The following is a 26,943-nucleotide window of genomic DNA, read 5'->3' as shown; positions in this document are numbered from 1 at the left end:
CGATATCGGGCACAAATCGAAGCCCTTAAATCAAGCCAAGAATAACCGGAGACCGTCATGACCGACGAAACCAACAAGAACGGACCTGACGCAGCTGCCGCGGAGAATACGGCGGAAGCTGTTGCATCTGCTCTTGAGGACGCGGCCAGCCAGAAGAATGCCGAGGCGCCTGCCGCCGAACCGGATCCGCTGGAATTGCTGAAGGCCGAGAATAACGAACTGCGCGATCGTTTCCTGCGGCTGGCCGCCGAGATGGATAACCTGCGCCGCCGCACCGAACGCGAGATCAAGGACGCGAAGTCCTATGCGGCCGCCGGTTTTGCACGTGACATGCTCGCAGTCTCGGATAACCTCCGCCGGGCGCTGGACGCCGTTCCGACCGAAATGCGCGCTGCCGCCGATGCCTCGCTGACGACGCTCCTCGAGGGTGTCGAGATGACCGAACGCTCCATGCTGTCGGCGCTGGAACGCCACGGCGTCAAGAAGATCGATGCCGAGGGCCAGAAGTTCGACCCGAACTTCCATCAGGCGATGTTCGAGATCCCGAACCCTGCCGTACCGAACAACACGGTCGTCCAGGTGGTCCAGGCAGGCTTCACGATCGGCGAACGCGTCCTGCGCCCGGCCATGGTGGGTGTTGCCAAGGGCGGGCCGAAGGCGGAAGCTCCGGCAGAAGCCGCCGGCGGCAACAACGCCTGAGACCTTTGAAAATCGGGTGTCAGCCCGCTTTTTGCCTACGCCCGATGCTCAACAACCGCTGAAAACAAAACCGCGCGGCGCTTTATCAGCGGCCGCGCGGTTCGTTTCGTCCCCACGAAATGCATGTGCCGTCAGGCGGCGTGGTTTGCCTGCTCCTCGTTGAGGAAGGCATAGATCGCCGAGGCGGAATCGGTCTTGCGCAGCTTGGCGACGAGGTCCTGGTCGCGCAGCACGCGGGCGATCCGCGACAGGGCCTTCAAGTGGTCGGCGCCTGCCCCCTCGGGAGCGAGCAGCAGGAATACCAGGTCGACCGGCTCGTCGTCGAGCGCTTCGAAATCGACCGGTGCTTCAAGACGCGCGAAAATGCCCTTGATGGAAGAGATGCTGCTCAACTTGCCGTGCGGGATGGCGATACCGTGGCCGACGCCGGTGGAGCCGAGCCTTTCGCGCTGCAGGATGATGTCGAAGATTTCTCGTTCGCCCACGCCCGTCAGCTTGGAAGCCTTGGCTGCCAGCTCCTGCAACAGCTGCTTTTTGGAATTTACCTTCAGGGCAGGAATAATCGCATCTTGCTGCAGCAAATCTGCCAATGCCATTTCTCATCATCCTTCGTGCCGCAAGAGCTTGTGCCCTAGGCGAAGGGGAGCGTCGTTTCCGACGCTCTCCCCAAGTTTTAGTTCTTGATATTGGTGGAATCGATCCAGCCAATATTGCCGTCAGTGCGGCGGTACACAATGTTCAGATGTTCCTTGCCGGGGCTGCGGAACAGGAGAACAGGCTCGTCTGTCATATCAAGTGCCATGACGGCGCTTGCGACCGTCATCGTCTTCAACTGCTTCGAGCTTTCCGCGACGATGGTCGGCGCGAAATCCTCCGGCACTTCCTCCCCTTCATCCGGTACGCTGTCCATAACAGTGTAGGCAACTTCCGCATAACCATTCATATGGTTTCCGGCATGATGATCCTTGAGCCGCCGCTTGTAGCGACGCAGACGTTTTTCGATCCGCTGTGCGGCGGCATCGAAACTGATCTGCGGATCGTTCGCCTCGCCGGCCGCATGCAGGACGATCCCGGTATCGAGATGCACCTTGCAGTCGGCAGAAAAGCGCGAACCAGCCTTTTCCACGATGACTTGGCCTGAATAGCCTCCGTCGAAGTATTTTGTAACCGCTTCTCCGATTTGGTCCTCGATCCTTTGACGGAACGAATCGCCAATTTCCATATGCTTACCGGATACACGCACACTCATGGAGTTCTTCCTTCTTGTCGTGACTTGCGTGTTCCAGTCTACGCCAAGCCGTCTCCTCATCCAAGCCGTTCGCGCACGACTGGGCTAAAATGCTGCAAGCGGTGCCTGTCTGGATGATGGGATACGTTTCGTGCCATGTCCCGTGCAGTTGCGGCGGGCTTCTAGCGCCCGATGTTTTAAATGTCAACGGCGGCGAGCCTCGGGATTTCTACGTAGGCCTGTGGAAACCGGGCGTTCCAGTGGCGTATCAGAACGCCGCCACCCCGGCGATCGCCCGCTTTTCGCGCCGGCGCTGGACGGAGGAGGGGATGTTCATCGCCTCCCGGTATTTCGCAACCGTCCGGCGAGCAAGTTCCACTCCGCCGCGTTTCAGGCTGATGACGATATCGTCGTCCGACAGTACCGCGTCCGGCGTCTCCTGGGCGATCAGCAGCCGGATCCGGTGGCGTACGGACTCCGCCGAATGGCTGTCGCCGCCCTCTTCCGCCGAACCGATCGACACCGTGAAGAAATATTTGAGCTCGAACAGGCCGCGCGGCGTCAGCATGTATTTGTTGGAGGTGACGCGGCTGACCGTCGATTCGTGCATCTTGATCGCTTCCGCGACCGTCTTGAGATTGAGCGGCCGCAGATGATCGACACCGCGCATCAGGAAGGCATCCTGCTGGCGCACGATTTCGGCGGCGACTTTCATGATCGTCTTGGCCCGCTGATCGAGGCTGCGCGTCAGCCAGTTGGCGTTCTGCATGCATTCGGAAAGGAAATTATGGTCGTCCCCGTTTTTCGGGCAGTGTTTGGATACCGTCTGGAAATAGGTGTGGTTCACCAGAACGCGCGGCAGGGTGTCCGGATTGAGTTCGACCAGCCAGCTGGCGTCGGGTGCCGCCCGCACGACGATGTCCGGTGAAATCGTCTCCGACATGCCATGCTCGAAACTGGCGCCCGGCTTAGGGTTGAGGCCGCGAATTTCCGCCAGCATGTCGATCAGGTCTTCGTCGTCCACGCCGCAGATTTTCCGGAGGGAAGCAAAGTCGCGCTTGCCGAGCAGGTCGAGATTGTTGAGGAGTGCATCCATGGCCGGGTCGAGCCGGTCCTTCTGCCGAAGCTGGATCGCCAGGCATTCGCTGAGCGAACGGGCAAACACGCCCGGTGGATCGAGCGTCTGCAGCGATCGCAGGATGGCTTCCACCTTTTCGAGGCTCGCCCCGAGGCGAGCTGCCAGTTCCTCTATGTCACCGAGCATGTAACCCGCCTCGTCGAGCTGATCGACGAGATGTTGCGCAATCAGGCGGCTGGCCGCGTCGGTCATCAGGAAGGGGATCTGCTGGTTCAGGTGGTCGCGCAGCGTCACCTGACCGGCGACGAAATCATCGAGGTCGTAATCTTCTCCGGATTCTCCGCCCGGCATGGATTTCCATTGGCTGAGCAGCTCCGGCGCATCGGCGCGCCGCGCCGGACCATCGTCGGGAAACACGTTCTCGAAACCGGTGTCGAGCCCTTCGCCGAGCCTTTCCGCACTGATGGAAGAAGAGCCTTCGTACCAGCCGCTATCGACCTCGGTTGCTGCCGAAGCCTCGCGGTCTTCGGTCGGAGCAAAGTCGTCGCCGGCATCGAAGCCTGTTTCCGCGTCGTTTTCGCCCCCGCCTGACGCAATTTCGAGCAGCGGGTTCTTTTCGACTTCCTGGGCGATGAACTGGTTGAGTTCGAAATGCGTCATCTGGAGCAGCTGAATGGATTGCATCAGCTGCGGCGTCATCACCAGCGATTGGGTTTGGCGTAGGAAAAGATTAGCGGATAAACCCATGGCGGACGCGAAACTCCCCTGCAATCCCCTTGAACCACCCGGTCATGGAGTGGTGGAAGCCCGCTTTCGGCCGAGCCCCACGAGGCCAAATTTGCATCTGGCACAAGAATTGCTTTTTTGAGGGATTTGGTCAAGCGTTGCAGTGCGGGAAAGTAAATTTCCGTCCCGCAATGGCCGGAACAACGCCTAGAGGCTGAATTTGTCGCCAAGATAGAGGCGGCGAACATCCGGGTTGTTGACGATATCGTCCGCCCGGCCATGGGTCAGCACTTCGCCCGCATGGATGATATAGGCCCGGTCGATCAGGCCCAGCGTCTCGCGGACGTTGTGATCCGTTATCAGAACGCCGATGCCGCGCGCCGTCAAGTGGCGTACGAGGTTCTGGATATCGGAGACCGAAATAGGATCGACGCCGGCAAAAGGTTCGTCCAGCAGCATGAAGGCCGGGTCGGTCGCAAGCGCCCGGGCAATTTCAAGGCGCCGCCGCTCGCCGCCGGAAAGCGCCACGGCCGCGGATTTCCGCAACTGGCTGATGTGGAACTCTTCCAGCAGTTCGTCGAGCTTGCTTTCCCGCTTGTCCCGGTCGGGCTGGTGTACTTCCAGCACCGCGCGAATATTTTCCTCGACCGTCAGGCCGCGGAAGATCGAGGCTTCCTGCGGCAAATAGCCCACGCCCAGGCGGGCGCGGCGATACATCGGCATGTGGGTGACTTCGTTGCCGTTGATCGCGATCATGCCTTCGTCCACCGGCACCAGGCCGGTGATCATGTAGAAACAGGTCGTCTTGCCCGCACCGTTCGGTCCGAGCAGCCCGACGGCCTCGCCACGGCGCACGACCAGCGACACGCCGTTGACGACACGGCGCGTATCGTAAGTCTTCGAAAGCCCGTGCGCGACCAGCGTACCCTCGTAGCGCGCTTTATCGCGTACGACGAAAGGTTCTGGGGCGGGCGGCTTGCTGGCCGACAGACTGGAGAGGAACGGTATTTTCACGTCAGATGTCTATTATTGCTTCGGCCGGGATTTTGGATCGAGCAGGATCTCGACACGGCCGCCGCAGGCATCGAGCTTGGCCTGGCCGGTTTCCATCAGCACGGTGAGCTTGCAACCCTTGAAGACGTTGGGGCCTTCGGAGAGCACGACCTGCTTGCCCGAAAGCACGAAGGTCTGGGAGGCCATGTCGAACTCGCCCTTTTCGGCGGTCGCCTGCTGCGTCCCGGAGGTCAGGAACACCGTGTCGTCGAGAAAGATCTTGTCGATATTGGCATTGCCCGAGGTAACCGACGAGCCTTCGCCGGTATAGAGGACCGTCATCTTGCCGGCCTTCACCGTGGTCGTGCCCTGCACGACCTGGACGTTGCCCGTGAAGAACGCCTTCTTTTCCTGCTCCTTGATCTCGAGCTGGTCGCTCTGGATCTGAATGGGCTGGTCGCCGGAAAGTTTCAGGCCTTCCATCTGGCTGGTGGTCGTCTGGGCTTGTGCGGTCGCTGCCAGACAGGAGACTACCCCTGCCGCGATCAGAACTGCGGTATTGCGTATAGGAAGGCGGCGATGGGTCATGACGGCCGGGCTCTACTTGCCTTGGTTGCGGATGGTGGCTGGGTCGAGATGGACGCGAACCTGGCCTTTGAAGGTGATGGTGTGTCCCTTATCCGTTATCTTTAAAGACTCTGCAACAATAGAGCCTTCTTTCATGGAGATATCGACGTGCTCGGGCGAATTCATCACACCGGCGTTGACATCGAGATGGGCGGACTTGAAACGGGCGGTGATGCCGTTGCTCAGATTGACGTCGAACGGCGAGTCGAGATCGAGCATGTCGGTGCCGCGATCGAAGTTGGCGACGGTCGCGGTGACCCGTGCGATCACGTCGTCATTGACCGGCACGGCGGCCTTGACGTCCTCAAGTGTGATCATGTTCGAGTTCTTGATATCCTGCAATGCGCGGTTGGCCGTCATCGAGTAGCTGATGCCGTCCTTGTTGCGGCCCGAGATCGCCGGCCGCTCCATGACGATCTTGCCGTTTTCGATGCGGGCGTTCTCGATCGAAAGGTTCTCCGGCAGGTAGGCGCGGATGATCGAGACGCCGATGAAGGCGGCCGAAATCACGCCGGCCAGGATCGGCAGCAATATCTTGAGCTTGCGCACGAGCGCGGAATGCGCAAGCGCCACCTGATAGGCGTCCGCACGCGGTTCCAGGGCCGCCGCAAAGCCTGCCGTTTTTCGAATATGCTGCAGCATAGGTGCCGGATAGTTCCTTAATAGCCCGTCTCCGTCCTCGTCTCGTAATAGAGCAGAGACGGGTGGGAGCTTTGCTTTGTCCGCCAATATGGTTTTTATTCATCAACAAACAATAACGGACAACATAAAAACGTGATGTGAGCCGCTGCAAAACGCGCTAGAGAGCCTATTTAGCAACGGCTGCGCATCTCGAAGGGTGATTTCATGGATCAAATGGCAATTGCGGACCGGCGTTCGCTGCGCCGCAAGCTGAGTTTCTGGCGGGTCGTCGCCCTCGTTTTCCTGGTCGGCATCGGCTTTGCGCTCTACCGGGTCGTTGCCGGCGAGAGCGCCGGCTCCGCCGTGCCCCATGTCGCCCGCGTCGAAATTTCCGGGATGATCACCGACGACAAGGAATTGCTGGAACGCTTGGACAGGATCGCCAAAAGCAGCCAGGCCAAGGCGCTGATCGTCTCGATCTCCTCGCCCGGCGGCACGACCTATGGCGGAGAGCGCATCTTCAAGGCGATCCGTAAGGTCTCCGAAAAGAAGCCGGTCGTTTCCGATATCCGCACGCTGGCGGCATCCGCCGGATACATGATCGCAACCGCCGGCGACCAGATCGTCGCGGGAGAAAGTTCGATCACCGGTTCGATCGGGGTGATCTTCCAGTATCCGCAGATCGACGAGGTGATGAAGAAGATCGGCGTCTCGCTCGAAGAGATCAAGTCGGCGCCGCTGAAGGCGGAACCGTCGCCCTTCCATCCGGCGAGCGAGGAAGCCAAGACGATGATCCGCAACATGGTGATGGACAGCTATACCTGGTTCGTCGATCTGGTTGCCGACCGTCGCAAGATGCCGCGCGACGAGGTCCTGAAGCTTGCGGACGGCACCATCTTCACCGGCCGACAGGCGCTCAGCGTCAAGCTGGTCGACAAGCTCGGCGGCGAGGAAGACATTCGCGCCTATCTGGAATCGCGCGGCGTTTCGAAGGACCTGCCGGTCGTCGATTGGAAGGAGCGCAACACCTCGTCGTCCTTCTGGTTCGCGAGCGCCGTCAGCGAGTTCTTCAGGCTCTCCGGTTTCGGCCAGGCGATCACTCCGGACGCCCTTCGCACCTTCGGGGCAGACAAGTTGTTTCTTGACGGTCTTGTCTCCGTTTGGCAGGTTGGGCGCGGTTAAAAATCCAAATTTTTCAGGGGGCAACCGTGATCAAGTCAGAACTGGTGCAGATCGTTGCAGCTCGCAATCCGCATCTCTACCATCGCGACGTCGAGAACATCGTCAATGCCGTGCTCGACGAGATCACAGATGCCCTGGCAGGCGGAAATCGCGTCGAACTGCGAGGCTTCGGCGCGTTTTCGGTGAAGAATCGTCCCTCCCGGTCCGGCCGCAATCCGCGCACCGGCGAGAGCGTTTTCGTCGAGGAGAAATGGGTTCCTTTCTTCAAGACGGGCAAGGAACTGCGCGAGCGCCTGAACCCAGGCCTGGATGACGAAGACGATTGATCTGCCTGCGCGGCTTTCGGCCGCCCTTGAAACCCCATAAAGCGCGCCTATTCTGCAACAGACGCTGGTAAAACAGCACGCAGTCGGTTGCCGGAGCATTCACATGGATAAGTTCAAAAGGATCGTCTCGCTCGTGGTCTTCGTGCCGCTTGGCATCGTGCTGATCGTGCTCGCTGTCGCGAATCGTCAGGTGGTCACCCTGGCCCTCAATCCCTTCAGGCCGGAAGACGGCATGCTGGCGGTGAGCGCGCCCTTCTTCCTCTTCCTGTTCCTGGCCGTGCTGATCGGCATGTTCATCGGCTCGTTCGTGACCTGGTGGAGCCAAGGCAAACACCGCAAGCAGGCGCGCGTTGAGGCGCGCGAAGCGGTTCGCTGGCAGAACGAGCACAAGGCTGCCGTCGCCGGCCGGCCGGCTTCGGCGCAGCTTCCTTCGAAATAGATCGATCAGACCTGGGCGGCCTTGGCGACCACGGCCTTGTTGAAGTCCGCGAAGAACTGGCCGGCGAGCTTCTGCGAGGTGGAATCGATCAGCCGCGAGCCGAGCTGCGCGAGCTTGCCGCCGACCTGCGCTTTGGTGGAGTAGCGAAGCAGCGTGTCGCTGCCGTCTTCGACGAGCATGACCGTTGCCGAACCCTTGGCGAAGCCCGCAATGCCGCCCTTGCCTTCCCCCGAGATCGTATAGCTTTCCGGAGGATTGATGTCGGAGAGGGTCACTTCTCCGGAGAAGCTCGCGGAGACCGGGCCGACCTTCAGCTTGACGGTTGCGGCAAGCTCGGTCGGAGACTTCTGCTCGAGCGTCTGGCAACCGGGAATGCACTGGCGAAGGATTTCCGGGTCGTTCAGCGCAGCCCAGACGACTTCGCGAGGTGCCGCAATACGTTCTTCGCCGCCCATATCCATGTGATGATCCTCCCAAAATGTGGTTCCCAGGCGTTATTGCAAGGTACCGGTTGTTTGCCAAGTAGGACAAAGGGAGGGACAGCGGCTCGAGTAAGATCCGTCGAACAATGGTGATCGGCAGAATTCTTCGATAGTGGCCGCTTTGAAGAATGGTTGGCAGATGTTATCTGCTGCGAAGGACAAGAACCAGGCGGATGAACGCATTGAAGAACAAGGAAAGGCGGCCGGTCCAGAAGACCCGGAGCGGGGCGGACAGCCGGCCCTCGCGGGGGCACGCCGCCACGAAATCAGAGCCTGTCAGGCAAACGGGCCGTTCTCAGGAAAAGACGATAAAACAGGCGCCGGCCACAGCGCCTGCGGAAACCCGCGCGCTTTTGCCCCGCAGCGGCGAGCGCCCGCCGGAACGCGTGCCCGTCATTCTCGAATCGTCCGGCGCCGGTGATTTCCACCTGATCGACAGCGGCAATGCGCTGAAACTGGAGCAGTACGGCCCTTATCGCATCGTCCGGCCGGAAGCCCAGGCGCTCTGGCAGCCGTCGCTTGCCGCCCATGTCTGGGAAAAGGCCGATGCGGTCTTTACCGGCGACACGGACGAGGACGGCATGGGGCGCTGGAGATTTTCCGAGGCGCTCGGCGAAACCTGGCCGTTGTCGCTGCTCGGCATCGATTTCCTCGGCCGCTTCACCTCCTTCCGCCATGTCGGCGTTTTCCCCGAACAGATCGTCCACTGGGGGTGGATGAAGAACCGCATCGAGGAAGCGAAACGGCCGGTGAAGGTGCTGAACCTGTTCGGCTATACCGGCGTCGCATCGCTGGTGGCGGCCGCCGCCGGCGCGGAAGTGACCCATGTGGACGCTTCGAAGAAGGCCATCGGCTGGGCACGCGAGAACCAAGTGCTTGCCCGCCTCGACAAGGCGCCGATCCGCTGGATCTGCGAGGATGCCATGAAATTCATCCTGCGCGAGGAGCGGCGCGGCAACCGCTACGATATCATCCTCACCGACCCGCCGAAATTCGGCCGAGGCCCGAATGGCGAAGTCTGGCAGCTTTTCGATCACCTGCCGCTGATGCTCGACATCTGCCGGGAACTGCTGTCGCCGAAGGCGATCGGCCTGGTGCTGACCGCCTATTCGATCCGCGCCAGCTTTTATTCCATCCACGAGCTGATGCGCGAGACGATGCGCGGTGCGGGCGGCGCCGTGGAATCGGGCGAGCTCGTCATCCGCGAGGCGGGGCTGGACGGCAAGACGCCGGGCCGCGCGCTTTCCACCTCTCTTTTCAGTCGCTGGGTGCCGGCATGACCGACGAACATCAGAAATCCGGACCACGACGGGTCGGCCAGGTGAAGGAAGTCACCTCGCTTTCCAACCCCATCATCAAGGACATCAAGGCGCTCACCAACAAGAAGGACCGCGAAGAGAGCGGCACCTTCATGGCCGAGGGCCTGAAACTCGTCATCGATGCGCTCGAACTCGGCTGGTCGATCCGGACGCTCGTTTATGCCAAGGCGGCGAAGGGCAAACCGTTGGTCGAGCAGGTGGCGGCAAAGACCGTCGCCCATGGCGGGCTGGTGCTGGAGGTCAGCGAGAAGGTGCTCTCCTCGATCACCCGCCGTGACAATCCGCAGATGGTCGTCGGCATTTTCGAACAGCGCTGGAAAAAGCTCGACGATCTTAGGCCGGGCAGGGACGAGACGCTGGTGGCGCTCGACCGGGTGCGTGACCCCGGCAACCTCGGCACCATCATCCGCACGGCAGACGCGGCCGGCGCTTCCGGCGTGATCCTGATCGGCGAATGCACGGATCCCTTTTCACTGGAAACCGTGCGCGCCACGATGGGTTCGGTTTTCGCAGTACCGGTGGTCAAGTGTTCGGCCGAGGAGTTCCTGAACTGGCAGAAGCGCTCCGGCGTCCAGGTCGTGGCCACCCATCTCGCCGGCGCGGTCGACTACCGCACCGTGGATTATACGAAGAAGCCGGCGGTGCTGCTGATGGGCAACGAGCAGTCCGGCCTGCCCGACAATCTTGCCAGGGCCGCAGATCGCACGGTTCGCATTCCCCAGCAGGGAAGGGCCGATTCGCTCAACCTCGCCGTCGCCTCGACCGTGATGCTTTTTGAAGCCCGGCGCCATCTGCTGACCCTGGACGAGAAGAAATGACGACACGCATAGCCCTGCTTTCCCGGCCTCCGGTGGCACTGATCGTCATCGTCGTCGCGGTCATTCTCGATCAGGCAATAAAGATCGCTGTCGAGAATTATCTTCCGATGCAGGAGGCGGTACCGCTCCTGCCGGTCCTGGCGCTTTACCGCACCTACAATCTCGGCGTCGCGTTTTCCTTGCTGTCGGGCATGGAGAGGGAATTCATCGTCGGCATGCGTGTGTTGATCGTCGCTTTCGTGGTGTGGCTCTGGCGCCGCACGCCGAAGGACCGACCTTTCGCCCATTCAGGCTTCGCCTTGATCATCGCCGGCGCGATCGGCAATCTGATTGACGGCTTCGCCTATGGCCACGTGATCGACTATATCCTGGTCCATACCGAGACTTGGTCCTTTGCCGTCTTCAATTTGGCGGACAGTTTCATCACCGTCGGGGCCGGCCTGGTGATCCTCGACGAGCTGTTCGGGCCGAAAAAGGCTGATCAGTAAAATTTTACCTGATTGCTCTATGGATTGGGAAAGAAACCTCGTTAGTCTTTCCCAATGCGAGATATCGCCGACATACATGAACGTATCTCCAAGGCGTTCTCTTCCTCCGCCGCGGCCGATATTGCCGAACCGGTGGCGGAACAGGTCGTGCCCGCGCTGGGATTGCGGCAGGGCGAGGAAGGCAAGGCACCGCGCAACGCATTCGCCTCGCTGTTTTCACGGATCTCCGAATGGCGCCGCCAGCGCACCGTGCCCCGGCTCCAGCATGCCTTGAAGAATGCCGAGGCGGCCAGCGCCGCGAAATCCCGGCAGATTGCCACCGTCGTCCATGAGATCCGCACGCCGCTCAACGGCATTCTCGGCATGAGCCATCTTCTCGGCCAGACCAAGCTGACGGCGGAGCAGCAGAACTATCTGAGCGGTATCCGCCAGTCCGGTTACGCGCTGGTACAGCTCGTCGAAGATCTGCTCGATTATTCGACGCTGGAGGCCGGTCGCTTCCGGCTCAACAACCGGGCGGAGAACCTTCGCCACCTGATCGAAAACGTCGTCGAGATGCTGGCCCCGCGCGCGCATGAGAAGCGCATCGAGATCGCCGCCACGATGGCTGCAGATCTGCCCGATCTCCTCGATTTCGATCCCGGGCGCATCCGGCAGGTGCTTTTCAACGTCATCGGCAATGCGGTGAAGTTCACGGCTCATGGCGGCGTCCTGGTCAGAGCTCTGGTGGAGGAGGGCAATGTCTCCATCGCCGTCATCGATACCGGTCCCGGAATGGCGTCCGAGGAACTGGCGCGGGTTTTCGGCGAATTCGAGCAGGCTGGCTCTGCCGAGGCTCGCAGCGGCGGCACCGGTCTCGGGCTCGGCATTGCGTCCCGCATCCTGACGGAGTTCGGCGGTTCCCTTTCCGTCACCAGCCAGAAGGGTGCCGGCAGCACGTTTACGATCCGCTTTCCTCTCCGCTTTGCGGAAACTGCCCAGTCGGGTGCCGGCGAGCGCGGACAGTTGCTCGCCATGTCGCGGGTTCTACTTCTGGCGCCGGAAGGGCCTGCGGCAAAAGCGACGGTTGCGACGATCGAAACGCTTGGCGGCCGCTGCCGGCATATCGCCAATACAGCCGATGCCCAGGTGTTGATCGACCGCGCCGAGGCGGGGCCTATGCCCTATACCGACCTGATCGTCGATCATCGGCTGGCATCCAACTATGCCAATGAGAAGGCGCATGCGCCTGTCCATCGCATTCTGCTCGTCAATCCCGAGGAGCGTGCATCGCAGCCGCAGGATTTCTTCGATGCCTGGCTCATCCGCCCGCTCCGGGAAAAATCCCTGATCGACGTATTGAGCGGGCGCCTTCGCGGCTTTGGCACGCGGGATGCGCTGAACGATAATCAGGCCATGCCGCCGCCGCCCGTCATTGAAAAACATCCGGAAGGGCTCGACGTGCTGCTTGGCGAGGATGATCCCGTCAATGCGCTGATCATCCGCTCGGTCCTCACAAAGGCAGGCCATCGCGTCCGCCTGATCGAGGATTTTCCCACTCTGATCAAGGCTGCGCTCGACCGGGACATGCCGCTCGATCTCATCATTTCCGACATGCATATGCCCGGAGGAGATGTGTTCAGCCTTCTGGCGGCCCTGCGCGCCGACGAAGAGAACGGTGTCCGGTCGCCGGTCCCGGTCATTGTGCTGACGGGAGAGAGCCGCGAAGCGACACACCGGGAAGCGCTTCTGAACGGCGCGAGCCGCGTCCTGGCAAAGCCCGCCGATCCGCTGGCGCTTCTTGAGGAAGTGCGAATTTTGGGAGTTCTCTCCGCCGAGCGCCAACAGGCGCGTTGACGCGATCATTCCTGGAACCTATTGTGACAGTGAATGTCACGTTCTTGTCGCAGAGAAGTGATTTAAGGCGGTGATCAAACCGGGACGGGGAGAATCACCTTGGCAATTGAACTCCTGAACCGTGAAGTGATACCTGAAACAACCCAGGCGCCGGCCTCTGCTCCGGTAAGCGGCGATGTCTTCGGCCGCATTGGCACGCTCGAAACGCGGCTTGCCCGCAGCGAGCGCGAGATCGATGCCGCGCAGGCGGTGCGTTATCGCGTTTTCGTCGAGGAAATGCATGCGACCTTGAGCCCGGAAGCCATGCGCAGCCGCCGCGACGTCGATGCCTTCGACGCGATCTGCGACCATCTTCTGGTGGTCGACAACGCAATCGAGGGCGATATCGAAGACCAGATCGTCGGTACATATCGTCTGCTGCGCCAGGAAGTGGCGCTGGCCAATAATGGCTTCTATTCGGCATCCGAATTCGACATCGAGCCGCTGCTTGCCCGTCATCCCGACAAGCAGTTCATGGAGCTCGGCCGATCCTGCGTGCTTCCCGACTATCGCACTAAGCGCACCGTCGAACTGCTCTGGCAGGGCAATTGGGCCTACTCGCTGAAACATGGCATGAACGCCATGTTCGGCTGCGCGTCCTTCCCGGGCGTTTTGCCCGAAGAGCACGCGATGGCGCTCTCCTTCCTGCACCATTCTGTCCTGACCAAGGGTGATTGGGCGGTTTCGGCGCTGCCGGAACTCTATCGCTCGATGGATTTGATGCCGATGGAGGGTCTCAACGCCCGCAAGGCGCTCTCCCTGTTGCCGCCGCTGATCAAGGGATATCTGCGCCTCGGCGCCATGGTGGGCGACGGTGCGGTCATCGACCACGCTTTCAACACCACCGACGTGCTGATCGTCCTGCCGATCGCCTCGATCTCTGATCGCTACATCAGCCACTTTGGCGCCGACGCCGGACGGTTTGCGAGCTGAAGGCTCGGCTGGATGCTTTCAGCGGACCAGCCGGATCGGGCCGTCATACTGTGCTATTGTCTCGTCCGAAGTCAGCAACAGCATGCCTTCGGACATGGCCTGGGCGATGAGGATCCGGTCGAACGGATCCTTGTGGATCTGTTCAAGTGAGTCCACCTCGAGGGCATGAGAGGCACTGACGGCCAATTCTCTAAAATCACCTTCGATAAGCACCCGATGGAGCATGCGGGGCGGAAGCTCCAGTCCGATTTTTCCGGAGGAATACTTAATCGACAGCTCCCAAATGCTGGCTGAACTGAAGAAAATTTCGTGGTCGGGATTTTCAATGATTTCTCGCGCCGCCGAAGGCAACCGCTCGGATGCCCCCACAAGCCAGACCAGAAGATGAGAATCCAGCAATATCCTCATTCGTGATCGCCGTAAAACAGCTCTTCGATCTCTTTGTCCATTCCCTTGTCCAGATCATCGGGAATGAAAAATTGACCATCGAGGGCACCGATTCGCCTCTTCTTCTTCGGCTCTTCCCCTAGCGGCACGACCTTCACCATAGGCTTGCCCGCCTTGGCGATGACGAAAGCTTCGCCATTTGCCGCGGCCTCGACAAGACGCGAGAGATGCGTTTTGGCTTCGTGGATATTGACGATCTTCATGATCAGCAGCCTCAAGTGGACTTAGTTCAGTGAACTTAGTCCACTTGAGGCCCGCGTTCAAGGAAACTCACGTTCCGGCATTGTAGGCCGCGATAGCGGCCATATTGACGATATCGCTGTCCTTGGCGCCCATCGATGTGATCTGCACGGACTTGTCGAGGCCGACGAGCAGCGGGCCGATCACGGTCGAGGCGCCGAGTTCCTGCAGCATGCGGGTGGAGATCGACGCGGAGTGGATCGCCGGCATGACGAGCACATTGGCTGTTCCAGAGAGCCGGCAGAACGGATACTGCTCCATCCGGTGCGGGTTGAGCGCCACGTCCGCAGCCATCTCCCCGTCATATTCGAAATCGACGCGCCGCTGGTCGAGGATCTTGACCGCCTCGCGGACCCGCTCCGAACGCTCGCCGATCGGCTGCCCGAAGGTGGAATAGGCGAGCATGGCGACGCGCGGCTCATAACCCATGCGCTTGGCGACACGGGCGGCTTCGACGGCGATATCGGCAAGATCTTCCGCGTTCGGCATGTCATGGACGGCCGTGTCGGCAACGAAGATCGTCCGGCCGCGCGCGATCACCAGCGAAACGCCGATCACCTTGTGTCCCGGCTTCGGATCGATGCAGCGGCGGACATCCTGAAGGGCCGTCGCGTAGTTGCGGGTCGTGCCGGTCACCATCGCGTCCGCATCGCCGATCGCCACCATGGTCGCGGCAAAATGGTTGCGGTCGTTGTGGATCAGGCGCTGGACGTCGCGATGGAGGAAACCTTCGCGCTGCAGGCGCGCATAGAGATGATCGATATAGGCATCGACACGGTTCGAAAGACGGGCGTTGAGGATCTCGATGCCGGGACGGTCAAGATCGATGCCGGCCTTCTCCGCCGTCGCGCGGATGACGTCGTCGCGGCCGAGAAGGATGGCGGTGCCAAGCTTCTGGCTGGTGAAGGAAATCGCAGCGCGCATGACCTGCTCTTCCTCGGCCTCGGCGAACACGACCCGCTTGGGAAAGCGGCGGACGCGTTCGTAGATGCCCTGGGTCGTCGCGGCGATCGGGTCGCGTCGAGCCGAGAGCTCGCGGCCATAGGCGGCGAGATCGGCAATGTTCTTGCGGGCGACGCCGCTTTCCATCGCCGCCTCGGCGACGGCGACCGGGATCGCCGAGATGAGGCGCGGGTCGAACGGGACGGGGATGATGTATTGCGCGCCGAAACGAGGGCGGTTGCCCTGGTAGGCGGCGGCGACATCGTCCGGCACGTCTTCGCGGGCGAGATTGGCGAGCGCGTTGACGGCGGCGATCTTCATCGCGTCGTTGATCTGGCTGGCCCGCACGTCGAGCGCACCGCGGAAGATGTAGGGGAAGCCGAGCACGTTGTTGACCTGGTTCGGGTAGTCCGAACGGCCGGTGGCCATGATCGCGTCATCGCGGATGCGCGCCACTTCCTCCGGCGTGATTTCCGGATCGGGATTGGCCATCGCGAAGATGATCGGCTTGTCGGCCATGGATCGGATCATCGCTTCGGTGAAGGCGCCTTTCTGCGACAGGCCGAACACGACGTCGGCGCCCTTCATCGCCTCTTCCAGGGTCCGTTTGGTGGTTTTTGCCGCATGGGCGGACTTCCACTGGTTCATGCCTTCGGTACGGCCCTGGTAGATGACGCCCTTGGTATCGACCAGGATGATGTTTTCCGCGCTGAACCCCATCGCCTTGATGAGTTCGATGCAGGCGATCGCTGCCGCACCCGCGCCGTTGCAGACGAGCTTGGTGGTCTTGAGGTCGCGGCCGGTCAGCTCCAGCGCGTTGATCAGGCCGGCGGCGGCGATGATCGCGGTGCCGTGCTGGTCGTCATGGAAGACCGGGATGTCCATCAGCTCGCGCAGTCGGCTTTCGATGATGAAACATTCCGGCGCCTTGATATCCTCGAGGTTGATGCCGCCGAAGGAGGGGCCGAGGAAACGCACGCAGTTGATGAATTCGTCGACGTTCTCGGTATCGACTTCAAGGTCGATCGAATCGACGTCGGCAAAGCGCTTGAAGAGAACGGACTTGCCTTCCATGACCGGCTTCGAGGCAAGCGCCCCGAGATTACCGAGGCCGAGGATCGCCGTACCGTTGGAGATGACGGCCACCATGTTGCCGCGCGTCGTGTAGTCATAGGCGGTTGCCGGGTTTGCGGCGATTGCCAAGACCGGCACCGCGACGCCCGGCGAATAGGCAAGCGACAGGTCGCGCTGGGTCGCCATCGGCTTGGTGGGAACCACTTCGAGTTTACCGGGGCGGCCTTCCGAATGGAAATCCAGTGCTTCCTGTTCGGTGACGGAAGCGCGCGAACGTGCGGCCTTCTCCGTGGCCTTGTCCTTGGCAGGCATGTCTCCTCCAGCTTTTTGTGGGCAGCCGTCCTCTAGGCCGCGGCAGATGTTGTGTTTCAGGTGCCTTCATCGATAGTGTCGCAAGTTCCAGCGCGCAACAAAAAATCGGTTCCGTGACACAGTTTGAAAGATTCGCCATCGACGCCTTGAACGCCGCCGAGCTCGCCTCGGAGGAAAGCCGTGCATCTGCCACGCCGATGATGGAGCAATATATCGAGATCAAGGCGAACAACCCGGGTTCGCTGCTCTTCTACCGCATGGGCGATTTCTACGAGCTGTTCTTCGAGGACGCGGTCGATGCGTCGCGGGCGCTCGGCATCACGCTCACCAAACGCGGCCAGCATCTCGGGCGCGAAATCCCCATGTGCGGCGTGCCGGTGCATGCCGCCGACGACTACCTGCAGAAGCTGATCTCGCTCGGTTTCCGCGTCGCCGTCTGCGAACAGGTGGAAGATCCGGCCGAAGCCAAGAAGCGCGGCTCGAAATCGGTGGTGAAACGCGACGTCGTGCGGCTGGTGACGCCCGGCACGATCACCGAGGAAAAGCTGCTTTCACCCTCCGAATCGAACTACCTGATGGCGCTCGCCCGCATCAAGGGGGCGGCCGAACCGTTGCTCGCGCTTGCCTGGATCGATATCTCGACCGGCGTCTTCCGGCTTGCCGAAACCGATCAATCGCGGCTCCTCGCCGATATCCTGCGGATCGATCCGCGCGAACTGATCCTGCCGGACACGATGTTTCACGATGCCGAACTGAAGCCTGTCTTCGATGTGCTCGGCAAGGTCGCGGTGCCGCAGCCGTCCGTGCTCTTCGACAGTGCGAGTGCGGAAAGCCGCATTACCCGTTATTTCGGCGTCGGCACGCTGGACGGCTTCGGCAACTTTTCCCGCGCCGAACTCGCCGCTGCCGCCGCCGCCGTCGCCTATGTGGAAAAGACCCAGATCGCTGAACGTCCGCCGCTCGGCCGACCGGAGCGCGAAAGCGGCGCCTCGACCCTTTTCATCGACCCGGCGACCCGCGGCAATCTGGAACTGACCAAGACCTTGTCGGGAGAGCGCGAAGGCACGCTTCTGAAGGCGATCGACCGCACAGTGACCGGCGGCGGAGCCCGCCTGCTCGCCGAACGGCTGATGTCGCCGCTGACCGATCCAGACCGCATCAACCGGCGCCTTGATTCCATCTCCTTCCTGCTCGAAGAGCCGTCGCTTTGCAGCGAGCTGCGGTCCGGACTGAAACACGTGCCGGACATGCCGCGCGCCCTGTCGCGCCTGGCGCTTGAGCGCGGTGGCCCACGCGATCTCGGCAGCATCCTGCAGGGCTTGGAGGCGGCCCGCGGTGTCGTGGCCTTCCTCGACAAGGCCATGCTGCCCGAGGAACTGGGACAGGCGCTCGACGACCTGAAGGCTCTGCCGCTGCATCTGGAATCCATGCTCGGCAACATGCTGGCTGACGAGTTGCCGCTCCTCAAGCGCGACGGCGGGTTCCTTGCCGAAGGCGCTCATTCGGAGCTCGACGAGGTCAGGGCGCTCCGCGACCAGTCGCGCCGGGTCATCGCCGCGCTCCAGCTCCAATATGCCGAGGAGACTGGCATCAAGTCGCTGAAGATCAAGCACAACAACGTGCTTGGTTATTTCATCGAGGTGACCGCCGGCAATTCCGGCACGATGACCGACACGCCGGAAGGCAAGGCGCGCTTCATCCATCGCCAGACCATGGCAAGCGCCATGCGCTTCACCACGACGGAACTCGCAGATCTCGAAAGCCGTATCGCCAACGCCGCCGACAAGGCGCTGACCATCGAACTCGAAGCCTTCGACAAGATGGCCGCGGCCGTGACCTCGGAGGCCGAGGCGATCAAGGCCGGCGCCCGGGCGTTGGCGGTGATCGATGTCGCGGCAGGCCTTGCCATGCTCGCCGACGAATGGAGCTATCGCCGCCCGGTCGTGGATGCCTCGCGCATGTTCGCGATCGAGGGCGGCCGCCATCCGGTGGTGGAGCAGGCGCTGCGGAAGCAGTCCGTCGGCCCGTTCATCGCCAACGATTGCGACCTCTCTCCGAACAATGGCGGCGAGTTCGGGGCGCTCTGGCTGCTCACCGGCCCGAACATGGGCGGTAAATCGACCTTCCTGCGCCAGAACGCTCTGATCGCGATCCTCGCGCAGATGGGCTCCTTCGTGCCCGCCGCTTCTGCCCATATCGGTATCGTCGACCGGCTGTTCTCGCGTGTCGGCGCGTCGGACGATCTGGCGCGCGGCCGCTCCACCTTCATGGTCGAGATGGTCGAGACGGCCGCCATCCTCAATCAGGCGAGCGACCGTTCGCTGGTCATCCTCGACGAGATCGGCCGCGGCACGGCGACCTTCGACGGCCTGTCGATCGCCTGGGCGGCGGTCGAGCACCTGCACGAGGCAAACAGGTGCCGCGGCCTGTTCGCGACCCATTTCCATGAGCTGACCGTGCTGTCGGAAAAGCTGAACCGGCTTTCCAACGCCACGATGCGGGTGAAGGAATGGGACGGCGAGGTGATCTTCCTGCACGAAGTCGGTCCCGGCGCTGCCGACCGCTCCTACGGCATCCAGGTCGCGCGGCTTGCCGGTCTTCCCGACTCCGTGGTCGCCCGCGCCCGGGACGTGCTCACCAAGCTGGAGGATTCCGACCGCAAGAACCCCGCGAGCCAGCTGATCGACGATCTGCCGCTTTTCCAGGTCGCGGTCCGCCGCGAGGAGGCGAAACGCGCGGGGCCTTCCAAGGTCGAGGACGCGCTGAAGGCCATCAACCCGGACGACATGACGCCCCGCGAAGCGCTCGACGCCCTCTATATGTTGAAGAAACAGCTCAAGGCCTGACGTTCCCCGGCGTTTTCCTGGGAAACACGGCGACCTTGACGAACGCGGAGAAGGGAGGGAAGCGTTGTCCTTGCGGGGCTCGTCGATATCTCGCAACAACCTTTCGATCCGCATGCCTTTCGTCGTCGAACGTGATAAAGGCCTTCGCGATCATGATTTAGGCCGCTTTCACCGGGGCTCCGCGTGCTGTCCGTTCCCTTGCCTTTTCTTGCCGGCCTTGTTTTCGCGCTGACGCTCTACCGCAATCTGAAGGGTGTCGAAGCGCCTGGCTCGCATCGTTACTTCTTCGCCTTCCTCATTCTTTATGCCCTGCAGGGCGTGATCGTCGGCCTGCATTTCGGCTATGGCGTCAAGGCGCTCGCGCCGGTCCAGCCGGTTACGGCGGCAATGATGCCGCCGCTTGCATTCCTGGCATTCCGGGCTCTGATGGATGAGCGCCTCGAAAGGCCCTGGCTGCATATCCTGCCGCCCCTGGCGGCGGCTGTCGCTGTGGGGTTTTTCCGCGATCTCGTCGATCCGTTGTTGCTGGTGATCTTCTTCGGTTATGGCATCGCGCTCTGGCGCCTGACGCTCTCAGGCGGTGCGGACGTGATGGCGCAAGCCTCGCTTCCGCGCATGGGACCGGCCCTGCGCGCCGCCCGGTTGACCGCCGGCCTGATGCTGTTCTTTGCCGTGAGCGACGCCGCGCTGGCGGTCTACACCGATATCCATGGCTCCGGCCATGTGCCATTGGCCGTTACCATCATGAATCTCGCCGCGATCGCGGCTGTGATCGTCTATTATTTTCTACCCGATTTTTCACCGGCCAAGGCGCTCTCCGCTTCGTCCCCGGTCGAGCCGACGGAAGAGGACGGGGGCGCGTTATCCCGCATCAAGGCGGCGCTGGAAGATGGCGAGCTTTACCGGAGTGAGGACCTGAGCCTCGCGAAGCTTGCCCGCAAGGCGAAGCTTCCCGCTCGCGAGGTTTCCGCCGTGATCAATCGTGCGACGGGGCTCAATGTCTCGCAGTTCGTCAACGACCGCCGCGTTGCCGAAGCCTGCCGTCTTCTGGGGGAGACCGAACGGACAGTGATCCAGATCATGCTGGATGTCGGCTTCTCCACGAAGTCGAATTTCAACCGCGAATTCCGCCGTGCCACGGGCATGAGCCCCAAACAATGGAGGGGCGAGGCAAGGGCCGCGCAAGACGGCGGTGGGAAGAAAACGCGGGCTTGAACTTCGAAGCGCCAAGCAACAACTTTGAAACGTCCGATGATGATAATCATTGGTCAAGGTGCCCCAAAAAGATTATAGCCTCCCTCCGCAGGCCGGCACCGGCAGGATAACATGGCCAGACACGACATCGATTTTTCCGAACTTCTCGACGTGGCCCGTCTCCGGGCCGATTGCCGGGCAATCGTCAAAGACAAGGATCGCCCCCAGCTGGAAATGCGCGCGGCGCTGCTGCCGCTGCTGCGGCGGGCAAGCGTTGAGGGTCGCGAAAAGGCGCGCCAGCTTCTTGCCAGGGACGGCAGCGGGCTGAATTGTGCCCGCCGCATCTCCTGGCTTCAGGACCAGCTGATCCGCGTTCTCTACGAGACGATCGCCGATGGCATCTATGCGGAGGGTACCGATATCGCGGTGGCGGCGGTCGGCGGTTACGGCCGCGACACGCTGGCTCCCGGTTCGGATATCGACCTCCTGTTCCTGCTGCCGGCGCGCAATACCGAGACCATGCGCAAGGCGGTCGAGTTCCTGCTCTATGTGTTGTGGGACATGGGCTTCAAGGTTGGTCATGCGACCCGCACCGTCGAGGAATGCATCCGCCTGTCGAAGACCGACATGACCATTCGCACCGCCATTCTCGAAAGCCGCTACATCTGCGGCCGCGAGGCCTTGGTGAAGGAGCTCGAGAGCCGTTTCGACAAGGAAATCGTTGCCGATACCGGCCCGGAATTCATCGCCGCCAAGCTGGCCGAACGCGACAATCGCCACGAGAAGGCCGGCGATACGCGTTATCTGGTCGAGCCGAATGTCAAGGAAGGCAAGGGTGGCCTGCGCGACCTCCACACCCTCTTCTGGATCGCCAAATATTACTACCGCGTCCGCGAGACGACCGAACTGGTGAAGCTCGGGGTTCTCTCCCGTGAAGAAGCGCGCTCGTTCGAAAAGGCAGACGACTTCCTCTGGGCGGTGCGCTGCCAGATGCATTTCCTGACCGGCAAGGCGGAGGAGCGTCTGTCCTTCGATATCCAGCGCGAGATCGCCGAGAGCCTCGGTTACCATTCGCGCCCCGGCCTTTCCGCCGTCGAGCGCTTCATGAAGCACTACTTCCTCGTGTCGAAGAATGTCGGCGACCTGACCCGCATTCTCTGCGCGGCGCTGGAGGAAACGCAGGCGAAGGCCGCCCCCGGCCTCACCACCCGCGTCATCTCGCGCTTCACCAAGCGTCTTCACAAGATCCCCGGCACCGTGGAATTCGTCGTGGATCGCGGCCGCATCACGCTTGCCGATCCGAACGTCTTCAAGCGCGATCCGGTCAATATCATCCGCTTTTTCCATGTGGCCGATATCAACGGGCTGGAGCTTCATCCCGATGCCCTGAAGCGCATGACCCGCTCGCTTTCGCTGATCGACAACGATGTGCGCGAGAACGAGGAGGCGAACCGGCTGTTCCTCTCCATGCTGACCTCGCGGCGTGACCCGGCTCTCATGCTGCGCCGGATGAACGAGGCAGGCGTGCTCGGCCGCTTCATTCCGGAATTCGGCAAGGTCGTGGCGATGATGCAGTTCAACATGTATCATCACTACACGGTCGACGAGCATCTGATCCGCTCGGTCGAAGCCCTGTCGGAAGTCGACAAGGGCAAGGCCGCCGATATCCACCCGCTTGCCAACAAGGTGATGCCGAGCATCGAGGAGCGCGAGGCGCTTTACGTCGCCGTGCTGCTGCATGACGTCGCCAAGGGCCGCCAGGAAGATCATTCGATCGCCGGCGCCCGCATCGCGCGAAAACTCTGCCCGCGTCTCGGCCTCAATGCCAAGCAGACCGAGCTCGTCGTCTGGCTGATCGAAGTGCATCTGCTGATGTCGATGACCGCCCAGACCCGCGACCTGCACGACCGCAAGACGATCACCGATTTCGCCGAAAAGGTGCAGTCGATGGACCGGCTGAAGCTGCTCCTGATCCTGACTATCTGCGATATTCGCGCCGTTGGTCCGGGCGTGTGGAACGGCTGGAAGGGGCAACTGCTCCGTACGCTCTATTATGAGACCGAGCTGCTGCTCTCGGGCGGTTTTTCCGAAGTGTCGCGCAAGGAGCGCGCCAAGGTGGCCGAAGAGGAGCTCGTCAAGGCTCTGGGCGAATGGAGCGCCAAGGACCGCCGGACCTATTCGAAACTCCACTACCAGCCCTATCTGCTGTCGGTCTCGCTGGACGACCAGGTCCGCCACACGAAGTTCATCCGCGACACGGACAAGGCCGGCCAGGCGCTTGCCACCATGGTGCGGACGGACAGTTTCCATGCCATTACCGAGATCACCGTTCTGGCACCGGACCATCCGCGCCTGCTGTCGATCATCGCCGGCGCCTGTGCCGCGGCCGGCGCCAACATTGCCGACGCACAGATCTTCACCACTTCCGACGGCCGGGCGCTCGATACGATCCTAGTCAACCGGGAATTCCCGGTGGACGAGGACGAGTTGCGCCGCGCCGGCACGATCAGCCGGATGATCGAGGACGTGCTGTCGGGCAAGAAGCGGCTGCCGGAAGTCATTGCGACGCGCGCCAAGTCGCGCAAGCGCAACAAGACCTTCACCATCCCGCCATCCGTCATTCTCTCGAACGGCCTGTCGAACAAGTTCACGGTTATCGAGGTGGAATGCCTCGACCGCACCGGCCTGCTGGCGGATATCACCGCCGTGCTCGCCGATCTCTCGCTCGACATCCATTCAGCGCGCATCACGACGTTTGGCGAAAAGGTCATCGACACGTTCTACGTCACCGATCTGGTCGGCCAGAAGGTCGTGAACGAGAACCGCCAGGGCAATATCGCGGCGCGGCTGAAGGCTGTGATGTCCGAGCAGGAGGACGAACTGCGAAGCGGCATGCCGGCCGGCATCATCGCGCCGGCCCCCAATCCGGATCACGCGCCGCAGCCGCGCAAGTCCAAGGCAAGCGCGTGAGGCAGGTTTGATGCGCTCCCTGCGCCCGTGGCTCACCCCCTCTGGCCTGCCGGCCATCTCCCCCTCAAGGGGGGAGATCCCATCGCGGAAGTGCCTCGCTTCCTGCAATCGGCGGAGATTGCAGTCATGAAGAATGTAGCCGCTCATTTGGTGGTATGCCGGCGCGCCTTGCCGATCTCCCTCCTTGAGGGGGAGATGGCCGGCAGGCCAGAGGGGGGTAGCCACAGGCCACAGCCCCGCTTGTCCGGCATAACTCACATGCCGGAACCTGCCCGATGAGCCTCGTCAAGAAATTCGCGACCGTCGGCGGAGCGACACTCGGCAGCCGCATTTTCGGTTTTGCCCGCGAGACCTTCATGGCGGCGGCGCTTGGCACCGGCCCGATGGCCGACGTCTTTTATGCGGCCTTCCGTTTTCCGAACCTCTTCCGCCGGCTGTTTGCCGAGGGCGCCTTCAATGCCGCCTTCGTGCCGCTGTTTTCCAAGGAAATCGAGGCGACTGGCGTCGAGGGCGCCAAGCGGTTTTCGGAGGAGGTTTTCGGCGTTCTCTTCTCCGCGCTGCTCCTTATCACCATCGTGATGGAACTCGCCATGCCCTGGCTGGTCGAATGGATCATTGCGCCGGGCTTCGCCGACGATCCCGAAAAGACGTCGCTCACCATCCGCATGGCGGCGGTGATGTTCCCCTATCTGATGTGCATGTCGCTGACGGCGATGCTGAGCGGCATGCTCAACTCGCTGCATCATTTCTTCGCCGCCGCCATCGCTCCGGTCTTCCTGAACGTGGTGATGATCGCCGCGCTCTTTTACGGGCTCTGGATCGGAGCGGAGCCGCGGGTGATTGCCTGGTATCTGTCCTGGAGCGTGCTGGCGGCGGGTATCCTGCAGCTCGCGGTCGTTTACGCCGGTGTGCGTCACGCCGGTATCAATATCGGCTTCCGCCGCCCCAAGATGACGCCGAACGTCAAGCGCCTCCTGGTGCTGGCGGTGCCGGCGGCCGTCACCGGCGGCATCACACAGATCAACCAGATCATCGGCCAGGCGATCGCGTCCGGCAAGGAAGGGGCGATTGCCGCCCTCCAATATGCCGACCGCATCTACCAGCTTCCGCTCGGCGTCGTGGGTGTCGCCGTCGGCGTCGTACTCCTGCCGGAGCTCGCCCGCGCCTTGAAGGGCGGTTTTGCCAAGGAAGCTGCCAATATCCAGAACCGCTCGATCGAATTCGTGCTGTTCCTCACCCTGCCGGCCGCTGCCGGCCTGTGGATACTGTCCGACGCAATCATCCGCGTGCTTTATGAGCGCGGCGCCTTCTCCGCCGAAAACACCTCGATCGTAGCTTCCATCCTCGCGATCTATGGCATCGGCTTGCCGGGCTTCGTGCTGATCAAGGCGCTGCAGCCCGGATTTTATGCCCGCGAAGACACCAGGACGCCGATGCGGTTCACCATGGTCTCGGTGGTAATCAATTCGGGCCTGGCAATTTCGCTTTTCCCGCTGATCGCCGAACGTGGCATCGCGACGGCTGAAGCTGCGGCCGGCTGGACCAACACCGTCCTGCTGTTCGCGACGCTCGTCTGGCGCGGCCATCTGACCTGGGAATGGGCACTGGCGAGACGCACGGTCCTGCTGCTCGTCTCGACCGGCATCATGTCCGCAGCGCTGATCTATACGCTCCGGTATGCCGGGCCGTGGCTGACCCCGGATGCCTTGCTGGTCCATCAGGTCGCAGCGCTCGCCTGCCTGCTCTTCCTGGCGATGGTCGTTTATTTCGCCAGCGCCTTCCTGATCGGCGGAGCCGACATCGGCATGCTGCGCCGGAACATCAAGCGGAAGCCGAAGACCTAGCCCCGCTTGCGTCGCCCGCAATGGGCCCATTGCCGCTGCGGTCCGACATCCACGTGCACGATGCCGTTGCAATAGCGGCCGATGCCGCCAATGCCAGGCGCGCTGGCCGCCGCCGCGAGAATGGTTCGTTCTGAAACGCCCGGAACCCGGATATCCGCCGCATAACAATGGCTGTGCTGCGATGTACCCGAATGCGGTCGGTGGCCGGACGTGACCATCGGCTTATGCCCGGTCTTTTGCGCGATATGCGCCAGGATCGCTCCCAGCTTTTCCGGAAAGCAGCTCGTGCGAACGCTGATCCGCTGGACGGTATAATACGCCGAGTAATCGTGCTTGAACGAGGAGCTCCGTCGTTTTTGAGTTTCGCCGGCTTCGGCGGTGACATTGAGGCCTAGCGCCAATAGGCAGGTAAGCGCGACGCGAAATAGGATGCGCATGGTAATCCCCCGAGATGAGACCGTGTCGTTCATGACCGGTTAACCGTGGTGCGCTTGGGTATTTCTTTTCCAAAAGAGGCGCCAATAAGGAGACTTTTGCTCGGAAATGGGAATGCGGCTGCCTAAAAGACTAACATTCGTTAATCTATTCGGAGATGCCTAAGGAAAAATTTTGCCTTTAGGCGTATTGACTTAGGAGCAGTACGTCGAATGAGGTAGCCGTTTCCCGGCCTTACCTCGAATGGTTATGGTGGCAGCTCTTTTGTCGCTGTAGTGTTTCGCGAGACCTCCTGAATGGGGTTTCGCACTGCGCCGAAACCGCCAAAATAGGCGATCTGCAGACGATCAAAATCACCCGAATCCGGAGCTTCCGCATGCCCGTACAATCGCTGTTTCTCGTAGCCTTGATCGTCGATGACTATGACCGGGCGAAGGACTTTTATTGCGATGTGCTCGGCTTCGAATGCCTTGAGGACAGCGTGCAGCCGGAGGGCAAGCGCTGGGTCGTGGTAAAGCCGAAGGGTGGCGAAGGCGCGGCCCTGTTGCTGGCCAAGGCCGCCACCGACGCCCAGAAAGCAGCCATCGGCAACCAGACCGGCGGCCGGGTCGGGTTCTTCCTGAAGACCGACGATTTCGCCCGCGATCATGCCGCCATGACCGCCAAGGGCGTCCGGTTCCTGGAGGAGCCGCGGCACGAGGTTTACGGTTCGGTCGCGGTGTTTGCCGATCCCTACGGCAACACCTGGGATCTGATTGAGCACGCCGCTTCCCGAGCCTCTTGATACTCTGCGCTTGGCCGTGCA

At 61.7% G+C, this 26,943-nt stretch carries 25 protein-coding genes; 14 read left to right on the top strand and 11 right to left on the bottom strand.

Translation table 11 applies throughout. From position 1 onward, the window contains the following. The first annotated feature begins 57 nt into the window (after positions 1–57). Positions 58–699, top strand: a complete 642-nt coding sequence (gene grpE, locus J2X76_RS05780) for a nucleotide exchange factor GrpE (protein ID WP_113125538.1) — start codon at positions 58–60, stop codon at positions 697–699. Positions 700–830: 131 nt separating this feature from the next. Here grpE and ptsN read toward each other — a convergent pair whose 3' ends face one another. The 6 genes from ptsN to lptC form a co-directional block, all read right to left on the bottom strand. Next, entirely contained in the window at positions 831–1,295 is a 465-nt protein-coding gene (gene ptsN, locus J2X76_RS05775; protein WP_113125539.1) for a PTS IIA-like nitrogen regulatory protein PtsN, read from the bottom strand. Between the two features lie 77 nt (positions 1,296–1,372). Beyond that, the gene (gene hpf, locus J2X76_RS05770) at positions 1,373–1,948 is read right to left on the bottom strand and encodes a ribosome hibernation-promoting factor, HPF/YfiA family (protein ID WP_113125540.1); all 576 of its coding nucleotides are present in this window, start codon (positions 1,946–1,948) and stop codon (positions 1,373–1,375) included. A 247-nt stretch (positions 1,949–2,195) separates the two neighbouring features. Continuing rightward, a complete protein-coding gene (gene rpoN, locus J2X76_RS05765) occupies positions 2,196–3,752 on the bottom strand; it encodes an RNA polymerase factor sigma-54 (protein WP_310213966.1) in 1,557 nt (518 codons plus the stop codon). A gap of 186 nt (positions 3,753–3,938) precedes the next feature. After that, entirely contained in the window at positions 3,939–4,721 is a 783-nt protein-coding gene (gene lptB / locus J2X76_RS05760) for an LPS export ABC transporter ATP-binding protein (RefSeq protein WP_113125679.1), read from the bottom strand. A 36-nt stretch (positions 4,722–4,757) separates the two neighbouring features. Beyond that, positions 4,758–5,312 carry an LptA/OstA family protein gene (locus tag J2X76_RS05755; protein WP_113284935.1) on the bottom strand — a complete coding sequence of 185 codons (555 nt, stop codon included), beginning with the start codon at positions 5,310–5,312 and terminating at the stop codon, positions 4,758–4,760. A gap of 12 nt (positions 5,313–5,324) precedes the next feature. Further along, the gene (gene lptC, locus J2X76_RS05750) at positions 5,325–5,993 is read right to left on the bottom strand and encodes an LPS export ABC transporter periplasmic protein LptC (RefSeq protein ID WP_310213964.1); all 669 of its coding nucleotides are present in this window, start codon (positions 5,991–5,993) and stop codon (positions 5,325–5,327) included. Between the two features lie 204 nt (positions 5,994–6,197). Here lptC and sppA point away from each other — a divergent pair, with 204 nt between their 5' ends. The 3 genes from sppA (at position 6,198) to J2X76_RS05735 (ending at position 7,919) form a co-directional block, all read left to right on the top strand. After that, on the top strand, positions 6,198–7,154 hold the full coding sequence (gene sppA, locus J2X76_RS05745; RefSeq protein WP_113125544.1) for a signal peptide peptidase SppA: 957 nt from the start codon (positions 6,198–6,200) through the stop codon (positions 7,152–7,154). 8 nt (positions 7,155–7,162) lie between these two features. Next, positions 7,163–7,480 (top strand): integration host factor subunit beta, encoded by a 318-nt coding sequence (locus J2X76_RS05740; RefSeq protein WP_162732048.1) that lies wholly within the window; start codon positions 7,163–7,165, stop codon positions 7,478–7,480. 103 nt (positions 7,481–7,583) lie between these two features. Then, complete coding sequence (locus tag J2X76_RS05735) at positions 7,584–7,919, top strand: lipopolysaccharide assembly protein LapA domain-containing protein (protein ID WP_113125546.1); 336 nt, start codon at positions 7,584–7,586, stop codon at positions 7,917–7,919. Positions 7,920–7,924: 5 nt separating this feature from the next. Here the strand turns inward: J2X76_RS05735 and J2X76_RS05730 are convergent, their stop codons facing one another. Next, entirely contained in the window at positions 7,925–8,380 is a 456-nt protein-coding gene (locus tag J2X76_RS05730; RefSeq protein WP_113125547.1) for a carbon monoxide dehydrogenase subunit G, read from the bottom strand. Between the two features lie 194 nt (positions 8,381–8,574). Between J2X76_RS05730 and J2X76_RS05725 the strand changes: the two genes are divergently transcribed. The 5 genes from J2X76_RS05725 to J2X76_RS05705 all read left to right on the top strand — a co-directional run bounded on the left by J2X76_RS05725 (position 8,575) and on the right by J2X76_RS05705 (position 13,834). Next, positions 8,575–9,681, top strand: coding sequence for a class I SAM-dependent methyltransferase (locus J2X76_RS05725; RefSeq protein ID WP_310213962.1), 1,107 nt, complete (start codon positions 8,575–8,577; stop codon positions 9,679–9,681). Beyond that, entirely contained in the window at positions 9,678–10,538 is an 861-nt protein-coding gene (locus J2X76_RS05720; RefSeq protein WP_310213960.1) for an RNA methyltransferase, read from the top strand. The genes J2X76_RS05725 and J2X76_RS05720 overlap by 4 nt, the downstream gene beginning before the upstream one ends. Beyond that, a complete protein-coding gene (lspA, locus tag J2X76_RS05715) occupies positions 10,535–11,026 on the top strand; it encodes a signal peptidase II (RefSeq protein ID WP_113125550.1) in 492 nt (163 codons plus the stop codon). The genes J2X76_RS05720 and lspA overlap by 4 nt, the downstream gene beginning before the upstream one ends. A gap of 54 nt (positions 11,027–11,080) precedes the next feature. Beyond that, positions 11,081–12,862, top strand: a complete 1,782-nt coding sequence (locus J2X76_RS05710; RefSeq protein ID WP_310213957.1) for an ATP-binding protein — start codon at positions 11,081–11,083, stop codon at positions 12,860–12,862. A gap of 99 nt (positions 12,863–12,961) precedes the next feature. Further along, a complete protein-coding gene (locus J2X76_RS05705) occupies positions 12,962–13,834 on the top strand; it encodes a GNAT family N-acetyltransferase (RefSeq protein ID WP_113125552.1) in 873 nt (290 codons plus the stop codon). An 18-nt stretch (positions 13,835–13,852) separates the two neighbouring features. Here J2X76_RS05705 and J2X76_RS05700 read toward each other — a convergent pair whose 3' ends face one another. The 3 genes from J2X76_RS05700 to J2X76_RS05690 all read right to left on the bottom strand — a co-directional run bounded on the left by J2X76_RS05700 (position 13,853) and on the right by J2X76_RS05690 (position 16,849). Further along, positions 13,853–14,242, bottom strand: coding sequence for a type II toxin-antitoxin system VapC family toxin (locus J2X76_RS05700; protein WP_310213954.1), 390 nt, complete (start codon positions 14,240–14,242; stop codon positions 13,853–13,855). Further along, a complete protein-coding gene (locus J2X76_RS05695) occupies positions 14,239–14,484 on the bottom strand; it encodes a type II toxin-antitoxin system prevent-host-death family antitoxin (protein WP_310213952.1) in 246 nt (81 codons plus the stop codon). Before J2X76_RS05695 ends, J2X76_RS05700 begins: the two co-directional genes overlap by 4 nt. Before the next feature lie 67 nt (positions 14,485–14,551). Next, positions 14,552–16,849 carry an NADP-dependent malic enzyme gene (locus J2X76_RS05690; RefSeq protein WP_310213950.1) on the bottom strand — a complete coding sequence of 766 codons (2,298 nt, stop codon included), beginning with the start codon at positions 16,847–16,849 and terminating at the stop codon, positions 14,552–14,554. Positions 16,850–17,046: 197 nt separating this feature from the next. Between J2X76_RS05690 and mutS the strand changes: the two genes are divergently transcribed. The 4 genes from mutS to murJ all read left to right on the top strand — a co-directional run bounded on the left by mutS (position 17,047) and on the right by murJ (position 25,703). Beyond that, a complete protein-coding gene (gene mutS, locus J2X76_RS05685) occupies positions 17,047–19,695 on the top strand; it encodes a DNA mismatch repair protein MutS (protein WP_310214727.1) in 2,649 nt (882 codons plus the stop codon). Positions 19,696–19,878: 183 nt separating this feature from the next. Further along, complete coding sequence (locus tag J2X76_RS05680) at positions 19,879–20,910, top strand: AraC family transcriptional regulator (protein ID WP_310213948.1); 1,032 nt, start codon at positions 19,879–19,881, stop codon at positions 20,908–20,910. Between the two features lie 111 nt (positions 20,911–21,021). Beyond that, positions 21,022–23,859, top strand: coding sequence for a [protein-PII] uridylyltransferase (locus tag J2X76_RS05675; RefSeq protein ID WP_310213947.1), 2,838 nt, complete (start codon positions 21,022–21,024; stop codon positions 23,857–23,859). A 275-nt stretch (positions 23,860–24,134) separates the two neighbouring features. Beyond that, positions 24,135–25,703 carry a murein biosynthesis integral membrane protein MurJ gene (gene murJ, locus J2X76_RS05670; protein WP_310213945.1) on the top strand — a complete coding sequence of 523 codons (1,569 nt, stop codon included), beginning with the start codon at positions 24,135–24,137 and terminating at the stop codon, positions 25,701–25,703. Here the strand turns inward: murJ and J2X76_RS05665 are convergent. Then, on the bottom strand, positions 25,700–26,140 hold the full coding sequence (locus tag J2X76_RS05665; protein ID WP_310214725.1) for a DUF882 domain-containing protein: 441 nt from the start codon (positions 26,138–26,140) through the stop codon (positions 25,700–25,702). The two genes, murJ and J2X76_RS05665, sit on opposite strands and share 4 nt — an antisense overlap. 374 nt (positions 26,141–26,514) lie before the next feature. On the opposite strand from J2X76_RS05665, the gene J2X76_RS05660 reads away from it, so the two are divergent. Further along, the gene (locus J2X76_RS05660) at positions 26,515–26,922 is read left to right on the top strand and encodes a VOC family protein (RefSeq protein ID WP_113285291.1); all 408 of its coding nucleotides are present in this window, start codon (positions 26,515–26,517) and stop codon (positions 26,920–26,922) included. Positions 26,923–26,943 lie beyond the last annotated feature (21 nt).

It is taken from the genome of Neorhizobium sp. 2083 (assembly GCF_031455615.1).
Classification (GTDB): Bacteria; Pseudomonadota; Alphaproteobacteria; order Rhizobiales; family Rhizobiaceae; genus Neorhizobium.
The sequence above is the reverse complement of the archived record's forward strand: the minus strand, read 5'-3'. Positions and strand labels throughout refer to the sequence as shown.

Bases quoted from the DNA above. Each gene is read 5' to 3' on its own strand.
- grpE (WP_113125538.1), top strand. From the start codon at position 58: ATGACCGACGAAACCAACAAGAACGGACCTGACGCAGCTGCCGCGGAG.
- ptsN (WP_113125539.1), bottom strand. From the start codon at position 1,295: ATGGCATTGGCAGATTTGCTGCAGCAAGATGCGATTATTCCTGCCCTG.
- hpf (WP_113125540.1), bottom strand. From the start codon at position 1,948: ATGAGTGTGCGTGTATCCGGTAAGCATATGGAAATTGGCGATTCGTTC.
- rpoN (WP_310213966.1), bottom strand. From the start codon at position 3,752: ATGGGTTTATCCGCTAATCTTTTCCTACGCCAAACCCAATCGCTGGTG.
- J2X76_RS05755 (WP_113284935.1), bottom strand. From the start codon at position 5,312: ATGACCCATCGCCGCCTTCCTATACGCAATACCGCAGTTCTGATCGCG.
- lptC (WP_310213964.1), bottom strand. From the start codon at position 5,993: ATGCTGCAGCATATTCGAAAAACGGCAGGCTTTGCGGCGGCCCTGGAA.
- sppA (WP_113125544.1), top strand. From the start codon at position 6,198: ATGGATCAAATGGCAATTGCGGACCGGCGTTCGCTGCGCCGCAAGCTG.
- J2X76_RS05735 (WP_113125546.1), top strand. From the start codon at position 7,584: ATGGATAAGTTCAAAAGGATCGTCTCGCTCGTGGTCTTCGTGCCGCTT.
- J2X76_RS05730 (WP_113125547.1), bottom strand. From the start codon at position 8,380: ATGGATATGGGCGGCGAAGAACGTATTGCGGCACCTCGCGAAGTCGTC.
- J2X76_RS05725 (WP_310213962.1), top strand. From the start codon at position 8,575: ATGAACGCATTGAAGAACAAGGAAAGGCGGCCGGTCCAGAAGACCCGG.
- J2X76_RS05720 (WP_310213960.1), top strand. From the start codon at position 9,678: ATGACCGACGAACATCAGAAATCCGGACCACGACGGGTCGGCCAGGTG.
- lspA (WP_113125550.1), top strand. From the start codon at position 10,535: ATGACGACACGCATAGCCCTGCTTTCCCGGCCTCCGGTGGCACTGATC.
- J2X76_RS05710 (WP_310213957.1), top strand. From the start codon at position 11,081: ATGCGAGATATCGCCGACATACATGAACGTATCTCCAAGGCGTTCTCT.
- J2X76_RS05700 (WP_310213954.1), bottom strand. From the start codon at position 14,242: ATGAGGATATTGCTGGATTCTCATCTTCTGGTCTGGCTTGTGGGGGCA.
- J2X76_RS05695 (WP_310213952.1), bottom strand. From the start codon at position 14,484: ATGAAGATCGTCAATATCCACGAAGCCAAAACGCATCTCTCGCGTCTT.
- J2X76_RS05690 (WP_310213950.1), bottom strand. From the start codon at position 16,849: ATGCCTGCCAAGGACAAGGCCACGGAGAAGGCCGCACGTTCGCGCGCT.
- mutS (WP_310214727.1), top strand. From the start codon at position 17,047: ATGATGGAGCAATATATCGAGATCAAGGCGAACAACCCGGGTTCGCTG.
- J2X76_RS05675 (WP_310213947.1), top strand. From the start codon at position 21,022: ATGGCCAGACACGACATCGATTTTTCCGAACTTCTCGACGTGGCCCGT.
- murJ (WP_310213945.1), top strand. From the start codon at position 24,135: ATGAGCCTCGTCAAGAAATTCGCGACCGTCGGCGGAGCGACACTCGGC.
- J2X76_RS05665 (WP_310214725.1), bottom strand. From the start codon at position 26,140: ATGCGCATCCTATTTCGCGTCGCGCTTACCTGCCTATTGGCGCTAGGC.
- J2X76_RS05660 (WP_113285291.1), top strand. From the start codon at position 26,515: ATGCCCGTACAATCGCTGTTTCTCGTAGCCTTGATCGTCGATGACTAT.